Here is a 7897-nt window from a genome sequence, read left to right as displayed (position 1 = left end):
CGCGCCCGGACATGCTTCACAAGTTAGCACGCTTGTTTGCCACCACTTCTGCGGGCAGTCTGAGGGTGGACGCCGAGTTCGCCTTGACGGCGAATCGGCTACCCCTGACCTGCTTCGCAGGAAATCCGCTTCCTCTCCGGCCTGAAGGGCCGGAGTATCCACGGAGGAATCTGATGACGGGGCTCGACGCCGGGGTACAGCTCGGCGAGGCGGGCATCGATGGCGTCCCATCCGGGCGCGTCGTCGGCCACAGCGAAGTCGGTCACGGCGTAGAGGAAACCACACCCACGGTGATGACCACGTTCCCGGTCTTGCGGCCGGTGCCGACGTAGCGGTGTGCCTCGACCAGATCGAGGAGCGGGTAGCTGCGGTCGATCACCACCCGGAGGCGGTCGGCGGCGAGCAGGTCGCGCAGCTCGGCGAGGGCCGCGTGCTTGCGGACCGACATGCCGGTCCGGACGCGCCGGCCCCGGGTCAGGGCGGTGACTGCTTCGAGGGCCGTGTTGGCCAGGCCGGTGGTGGGGAGATAGACGCCCTTACGGGCGAGGACCGGACGGCATCGGCGGTACGAGCTACGCGTGACCGTGTCGAACACGACGTCGTAGCGCTCCCCGCTCACGGTGAAGTCCTCGCTGGTGTGGTCGAAGACCCGGGCCGCCCCGAGCGACGTGACAAGGGCCGCGTTGCGTCCGCTGCACACCCCGTGCACGACCGCCCCCGACTGTGCCGCGATCTGCACGGCGTACGTCCCGATGCTCCCGGACGCGCCGATGACCAGCACCTTCTGTCCCGGCTCGACCGTGGCGACGCGGCGCAGGAAGTGCCACGCCGTGGTGAATCCGTCGACGCTCGCGGCTGCCTCGGCGTAGGTGACCCGGTTCGGGATCGTCGTCATCGACGCACGCTCGGACAGGCACAGGTATTCGGCGTTGGCGCCGAGCGCGAACCCGGTGAACCCGAACACCCGGTCCCCGGGCCGGTACCGCTGTGCCGCCGGGCCGGTCGTGACCACCTCACCGGCGAATTCGAGGCCGAGCACCCGTACCCCGCGGCGGGGTTTGAACGGCCCGATGATGATCCGTCCCCACCGGGGCAGCCCCTGGCGCATGCCGGTCTCCGCGGACGTGACGGTGGTGGCGTGCACCCGGATCAGCACCTGGTCGCCGGAGGGCGCCGGCTCGGGCAGTTCGGCGGCCCGCAGCACTTCGGGTGGACCGTATTCCTGGTAGACCATGGCTCGCATGAGCGTGATCCTGCGTGGCCCCTGCTGTGAGGGTGCTGAGCGGCGACTTATGCTGGCGCGGCAGCAGGACACAGCGTGAGGAGCCGGGTTGGTACGCACGACCGTGCAGGATGTCGCGCGTGCGGCCGGGGTCTCGGTGTCGACGGTGTCCCGTGCCCTGACCGGCGGCAGTGTCAGCCCGTCCACCCGTGAGGCGGTGGTGGCTGTCGCGCACCGGCTCGGCTACCAGCCCAACCGGGCGGCCCGGGGGCTGATCACCGGGCGTACCGGGAATCTGGGGTTGATCGTCCCCGACCTGCGGAATCCGTTCTTCGCCGATGTGGCCAAGGGCGTGACGGCGCGGGCGCGGGCGGTGGACTGCGGTGTGTTCATCAGTGACACCGATGAGGATCCGGTCGCCGAGCTGGAGGCGATCGCGACGCTGCGGCACAACACCGACGGGATCCTGCTGTGCTCGCCGCGCGCCCGGGACGCCGAGCTGCTGGCGGCCGCCGATCCGGAGAACACGGTGCTGCTGCACCGGCGGGTGCCGGGTCTGTCGTCGGTGGCGGCGGACATCGTCGACGGCACCCGGCAGGCGGTGCGGCATCTGCGGGCGCTCGGGCACCGGCGGATCGCGTACGTCTCCGGGCCGGAGGACTCGTGGGCGTCGCGGCAGCGGCTGGCCGGGATCGCCGAGTTCCAGGGTGACGCCGAGCTGGAGATCCTGCCGGTGGTTTCGGTGGCGCCGACCTTCGACGGCGGGGTGCTGGCCGGCGATCTGGTGCTGGCGAGCACGGCGACCGCGGTTCTCGCCTACAACGACCTGGTGGCGATGGGTCTGCTGCACCGGCTGGCGGCGCGGGCCGCGGTCGTCCCGGAGCGGCTGAGCGTGGTCGGCTACGACGACATAAGCTTCGCCGCGATGAGCCATCCGCCGCTGACCAGCGTGGCCGTGCCGAAGGACCGGGCCGGCGCGATCGGGCTCGACCTGCTGCTGGGCCGTGGCAGCATGACGGCCGCCCAGGGCGCCGAGGTCATCCTCCCCACCACCCTGGTCGTCCGCGCGTCGTCCGGTCCGGCCGGTTAGGTCACCGCGCCGAGCTGCCACGGGATGAACTCGTCGCGGCCCAGGTCGAGGTCTTCGCTGCAGGTGACCTGGCCGGACGCGACCGCCAGGATCGCCTCGAAGATCTGCTCCCCGGCCTCGGCGATGGTCAATGTGCCGGTGACGATGCCACCGGTGTCGAGGTCCATGTCCTCGCGCATGCGCTGGTAGGTCTCCGAGTTGGTGGCCACCTTCAGCACGGGGGCCGGTTTGCCGCCGAGGACCGACCCGCGGCCGGTGGTGAACACGACGACGGTGGCGCCGCCGGCGACCAGGCCGGTCACCGACACCGGGTCGTAGCCGGGCGTGTCCATGAACGTGAAACCGGGATCGGTGATCCGCTCGGCGTACTCGTAGACGGCGGTCAGCGGCGCCGAACCGCCCTTGGCGACGGCGCCGAGCGACTTCTCCAGGATGGTGGTGAGCCCGCCGGCCTTGTTGCCGGGGGACGGGTTGTTGTCCAGGGTGCCGCCGCCGGCCTCGACATAGCGGTGCCACCAGGCGATCCGGTCGAGCAGCCGCTGCCCGACCTCCTTGCTGACGGCCCGGCGGGTGAGCAGGTGCTCGGCGCCGAACACCTCGGGCGTCTCGGCGAGCACCGTCGTCGCGCCCTGCGCCACCAGCAGGTCGGAGGCGTGGCCGAGGGCCGGGTTGGCGGTGATGCCGGAGTATCCGTCGGAGCCGCCGCAGTTCAGGCCGACGACGAGCTTCGAGGCGGGGAAGGTCTCGCGCCGTTTCTCGTTCAAACGCTCCAGCAGGGTACGGACGACCTCCGCCCCGGCGCGCACGGTGGCCCGTACCCCGCCGGTGTCCTGGATGGTGAGCCGTTCGACGATGGTGTCGGAGTCGTCCGGCAGCCCGGCGAGCAGCGTGTCCACGCCGATCATCTCGCAGCCGAGCCCGAGGACGAGGATCGCGCCGATGTTCGGGTGGCTCGCGTAACCGCGCAGCGTCCGCAGCAGGATCTGCCCGCCCTCGCTGGCCGGCACCATGCCGCAGCCGGAGTCGTGGGCGAGCGCGACCACGCCGTCCACGTTCGGGTAGATGTCCATGAGCGGGCCGCGGAACTGGTCGGCGATCATCCGGGCCGTGGACGCCGAGCAGTTCACCGAGGTCACGATGCCGACGAAGTTGCGGGTGCCGACCGCGCCGCCGGATCGGCGGTAGCCCTGGAAGGTGCGCCCGTACTCGGCCGGCGGGATCTCGGTGACGGCGGTGCCGAACTCGTACTCGTGGTCGACCGCGGCCATGCCCAGGTTGTGCGCGTGCACGTGCGTCCCGGCCGGCACGTCCGCGGTGGTGCGGCCGATGACCTGCCCGTACTTGTGGATCGGCGTGCCGGTCGCGAGGTCCCGCAGGGCGATCTTGTGGCCGCGGGGTACGGGGTCCCCGACGGTCAGCTCCCGCCCGTCGTGCCGCAGGGTCTCTCCGGCGGCGAGGTCCCGGGTCGCCACGGCGACGTCGTCGTGCTCACGCAGCAGCAGGGCCACTTCGCGCAGGTCGGATTGCGGCATGGGGATTCCTTGACATTTTGTGGGAACGTTTGCACGCCATCCTGACACGCGCGCCGCACGCGGTCGAGACCGTCGGGACCGCCCGCTGTGACCGGCGCGCGTGCGGTTGAGTGGGAGCATCGGTGACGAACTACCATGTTGCGCGTTCTTCTTGGCGGCTGAGACGAGGCGACATGCGGTGGTTCCGGTTCGGGGCGGGTAGGCGACAGGCCGAGCAGGATCCCGGGCGCCAGCAGGAGATCTACCGTGAGGTGCGGGAGCGGTTCGGCGCCCACGTGCCGGGCCGGTTCGCCGACCAGGCCGCCGCGGCCGCCCGGGTCCTCGACGGCGACGACGGGATCGTCGTGGCGGCGTATCTGCTGCGCGAGTTCGCCGACGCCGCCTTCGCGGCCACCGCGGGGCAGGGCTTCCAGGCGGACCGCCGCGACTACCGGTGGACCTGGCAGGGCGCCGGGCCGCGGTTGCGGTCGCCGCTGGCCGGTGGCCCGGGTGTCTCCCTTCATCCGTACGTGCATGTCGCGGCCGCCGCGACCGTGGTGGCCACCCGCGCCAAGCAGGTCGTCCGGGTGACCGCTGCCGAGCCGGTGGTCACCCACGTGCTGGAGATCCTCGACCTGGTGGCGGCCGGCTGGGAGTACGGCGGGGTCGCCCCCGACGCGGACGCCGCCAGCCTGGCCGCCACCCTGATCGCGGCCGCCAAGGAGCTCCGGGCCGCGATGCCGGACGCGCCCCCTCTGCCGTCCGGCATCCGCGAGCAGATGCGCCGTAACAACACCGTCGACGTGTGGGACCCGGCGGCCAACCGGATCATCGGCGGCTTCAACCCCGGCCGGGCCATGCGTGAGGCCCTGCTGGCCTGACGCCCGTCTCGGCCGGGCCTTGCGTGAGGCCCTGCTGGCCTGACGCCCGTCTCGGCCGGGCCATGCGTGAGACCCTCCTGCTTTGACGTCCGTCTCGGCCGGGCCATGCGTGAGGCCCTCCTGCCCTGACGCGCCTGTCGCGGCCGGTGGCCCGGCTGCGGCTCTCCGAAACGGGTGCTAGCCGAGCCGCAGCTTCTTCGCGGCCACGCCGATCCGGATCCGCTGACCCCAGGACAGCTCCAGGGCGTCCGACTCCAGGCCGTCGGCGAAGACCACCAGCCGCTCCGACTCGCACGTCAGCTCCAGCTCGGCGGCACCGCTGAGCAGGCCGGACGTGTGGCTGACGCCGGTCGCGGGGGAGGGCCACGCCTCCCGGACGAACCAGCACAGCGCCGGATCGCCCGGACCGGGCAGGGCGGGGGCGGCGGCCCGCTCCCGGGCGATCGACGCGCACCAGCCGGTCGCCCCGGTGCCGGTGCCGATGATCAGGCCGGACGACGACTGCCGCTCCCGGGCGCCCTCCGGGGTGGTGAGCACATAGCGGGCCGACTGGTGGCCGGCGTGGCCGATGTAGACCTCGTTCAGGCCGTACAGCTCCTGGCCGTCGTCGAGCCGCGCCACCACCATGGTCCGCTCCTGGCTGTCCCGGCCCGGGTCGCGCAGCCGGGCCGCCACCCCGCCGGCGCGGTGCCGGGCCAGCACCCCGGGATTGCGGCCGGGCTCCGGGTCGACCCCGATCACCGGCTGGCCGTCCAGATACTTCGCCACGTTGGCCACCAGGCCGTCCTGGCCGACCGCCACGACCACGTCCTCCGGCGCGAAGAGGAACCGTGGCAGGTCGCCGCGCTCCACGTGACCGCGCCGCCAGTCCGCCGGCACGGCCGCGCCCACCTCGGTGAGCGCGGCCTTCAGCGCCTCGTGCCGGGCCGTCACCTCGGCCAGGTCGCGGCCCCGCTGACGCAGGAAGTACGCCGCGGCGCCGAGCGTGCCGTGCCGGGCGAGCAGCTCGTCGAGCTCGCTGCGCCGCGACACGATCACGATCCGCGGGGCCAGCGTGCTCACTGGCCGAGCCGCCCGACCAGCTTGGTGAGCACGTCCGGGGTGATGGTCAGCTCGTTGACCGACGGCAGCTGGCCGGCCAGTTCCTTGAGCGCCAGCGCCTGCAGCACGGCGGGCGGCAGGTCACGGTATGCCGCCAGGCGCGCGGCCTCGGCCTCCGCCTCGGCCAGCCCGACCAGCCGGGCCCCGGTCGCCCTGGCCTCGTCGCGCACCCGGGCGCCCTCGGCCTCGCTCGCCGCGGTGCGCCGGGCCCGCTCGGCGGCCGCGATGCTCGCCACCTCCTTGCGGTCGGCCTCCGCCTTCGCCGCGACCAGCTGTGTCTCGGCGTCCAGCTCGGCCTCCCGCCGGGTGTTGGCGCCGTGCTGCTCGACCAGCTCCTGCTGACGGCGGGCCAGCTCGATCTTGGACTGCAGCTCGTTCTCGGCGATCTGGCGCTCCTGTTGGACGGCGTGGGCGCGGCGGGCGTACGTCGCCTTGTCCGCGTCCTGCTGCACCTGCTCGCGGGTCGGCGTCTGCAGCGCCCGCTCCAGGTCGGGCTCCGGGCGGATCGCGACCACCCGGGCGCTGACCACCGACACGCCGGTCTCGATCAGCCGCGGGTCGCCTGCGAGCGCGTCGGCGACCGACTGCCGGACCGGCGCGATGCCGGTGGTCAGCGCCTCGGCCAGCGGCACCCGGGCCAGCACGTCGAGCGCGGGCTGCTGGGCCAGCTCGGCGAGCAGCGTGGCCACCTGGTCGAGCGGCTGGCCACGCCACCGGCCCCGGTAGGGGTCGATGGAGAAGTCGAGGCGTCCCGCGGCCGCCGCCGGGTCGCTGAACCGGTAGGTGACAGTGGCCTGCACGGTCACGTCGGCGAAGTCCTCGGTCCGGGCGTGGAAGAGCAGCGGCAGCTCCCGGTCGTCGACCGGCACCTCGGAGAGCACCGCGGTCAACGGCCGGTACCAGAACGAGAGCCCGGTGCCCGAGCGCTTCTCCCGGCCCTTGACGGTGTGGCTGACCCAGCTCGTCGGAGCGCCGCGCAGGTGCCGCAGGTGGAGGCGTCGCGTCACGTCGGCCATGGTGGGGTCCCTTCGTTTTGTCGTCACGATGACGATAAAACGTCCCGGGTATTATCGTCAACATGACGACAAGCGTGGTGTCGGTCACCGTGGACCTGGTGCTGCTGACCATCCGGCAGGGCGAGCTGCAGGTCCTGCTGATCCGGCGCGGGATCGAGCCGTACCTCGGGAAGTGGGCCCTGCCCGGGGGTTTCGTGCTCCCCGACGAGAGCCTCGAGGAGGCGGCCGCACGGGAGCTGCGCGAGGAGACCGGGCTCGACCCGCGCGCCGGGCACTTCGAGCAGCTCGCCACCTACGGCGCGCCCGGCCGTGACCCCCGAGGCCGGGTCATCACCGTCGCCTACCTGGCGCTGCTGCCCGACCTGCCGTCCCCGGTCGCCGGCAGTGACGCGGCCGGCGCCTCCTGGCGGCCCGTCGACGGCGCCGAGCTGGCCTTCGATCACGAGCGGATCCTGGCCGACGGCGTCGAGCGGGCCCGCGCCAAGCTGGAGTACACGCCCCTGGCCACCGCGTTCTGCCCGCCCGAGTTCACTGTCGCCGAGCTGCGGGCCGTCTACGAGACCGTGTGGCGTACCCGCCTGGACCCCCGCAACTTCCACCGCAAGGTCACCGGCGCCGACGGTTTCGTCGAGCCCACCGGAGGCACGGTGATCCGTGACCGCGGCCGGCCCGCCCAGCTCTACCGCCGCGGCCCGGCCACCCTGCTGCACCCGCCGCTGTTGCGCTCCGCAGCCGGTTGATCACCCGCATAGAATCAAGGCACCTTCGCAACTCCGGGTGAGGTGCTATGTCGACGTCGAGACGGCGCGTCGCGGCAGCCGCGGCGACCGTGGTGATCAGCGCCGGCATCGGCGCCGTCACCAACCTGATCACCGGCCGGTGGAGCATCACCCTCTTCGTCCTGCTCATCGTCCTGGTGCTGGTCGGCGTCGGCCTGCAGATCGCCGTCACCGGGGCGGAGAGCGGCGGTGGCGAGGGCGGCCCGACCGTGCAGCGGGCCCGCGCCACCAAGGGGGCGACCGTCATCCAGGCCGGCCGCGACCTCACCGTGAACGACGACCAGCGCCGCCCCTGAC

8 protein-coding genes are annotated in these 7897 nt (G+C 72.8%); 4 read left to right on the top strand and 4 right to left on the bottom strand.

The features are described 5' to 3' along the window. Window positions 1-262 precede the first annotated feature (262 nt). Entirely contained in the window at window positions 263-1243 is a 981-nt protein-coding gene (locus BM290_RS18785) for an NAD(P)-dependent alcohol dehydrogenase (RefSeq protein ID WP_093615692.1), read from the bottom strand. 88 nt (window positions 1244-1331) lie between these two features. Here BM290_RS18785 and BM290_RS18780 point away from each other — a divergent pair, with 88 nt between their 5' ends. After that, window positions 1332-2312 carry a LacI family DNA-binding transcriptional regulator gene (locus BM290_RS18780; protein WP_093615690.1) on the top strand — a complete coding sequence of 327 codons (981 nt, stop codon included), beginning with the start codon at window positions 1332-1334 and terminating at the stop codon, window positions 2310-2312. Here BM290_RS18780 and BM290_RS18775 read toward each other — a convergent pair. Continuing rightward, window positions 2309-3844: a UxaA family hydrolase gene (locus tag BM290_RS18775; protein ID WP_093615688.1), complete on the bottom strand. Its 1536-nt coding sequence runs from the start codon at window positions 3842-3844 to the stop codon at window positions 2309-2311. The two genes, BM290_RS18780 and BM290_RS18775, sit on opposite strands and share 4 nt — an antisense overlap. Window positions 3845-4017: 173 nt before the next feature. On the opposite strand from BM290_RS18775, the gene BM290_RS18770 reads away from it, so the two are divergent. After that, window positions 4018-4704, top strand: coding sequence for a hypothetical protein (locus tag BM290_RS18770; RefSeq protein WP_093615686.1), 687 nt, complete (start codon window positions 4018-4020; stop codon window positions 4702-4704). A gap of 177 nt (window positions 4705-4881) precedes the next feature. Here BM290_RS18770 and BM290_RS18765 read toward each other — a convergent pair whose 3' ends face one another. Together BM290_RS18765 and BM290_RS18760 are read right to left on the bottom strand one after the other, a co-directional pair. Next, window positions 4882-5766: a hypothetical protein gene (locus BM290_RS18765; protein WP_093615684.1), complete on the bottom strand. Its 885-nt coding sequence runs from the start codon at window positions 5764-5766 to the stop codon at window positions 4882-4884. Next, complete coding sequence (locus BM290_RS18760; protein ID WP_093615682.1) at window positions 5763-6821, bottom strand: SPFH domain-containing protein; 1059 nt, start codon at window positions 6819-6821, stop codon at window positions 5763-5765. Before BM290_RS18760 ends, BM290_RS18765 begins: the two co-directional genes overlap by 4 nt. Before the next feature lie 62 nt (window positions 6822-6883). Between BM290_RS18760 and BM290_RS18755 the strand changes: the two genes are divergently transcribed. Beyond that, on the top strand, window positions 6884-7561 hold the full coding sequence (locus BM290_RS18755) for an NUDIX hydrolase (protein ID WP_093615680.1): 678 nt from the start codon (window positions 6884-6886) through the stop codon (window positions 7559-7561). A gap of 47 nt (window positions 7562-7608) precedes the next feature. Beyond that, window positions 7609-7896: a hypothetical protein gene (locus BM290_RS18750; protein WP_143133825.1), complete on the top strand. Its 288-nt coding sequence runs from the start codon at window positions 7609-7611 to the stop codon at window positions 7894-7896. Window position 7897 lies beyond the last annotated feature (1 nt).

Source organism: Actinoplanes philippinensis (assembly GCF_900113015.1).
Classification (GTDB): domain Bacteria; phylum Actinomycetota; class Actinomycetes; order Mycobacteriales; family Micromonosporaceae; genus Actinoplanes; species Actinoplanes philippinensis.
Note: the sequence above shows the minus strand (reverse complement) of the source record. Positions and strands in the feature narration are given on the sequence as shown.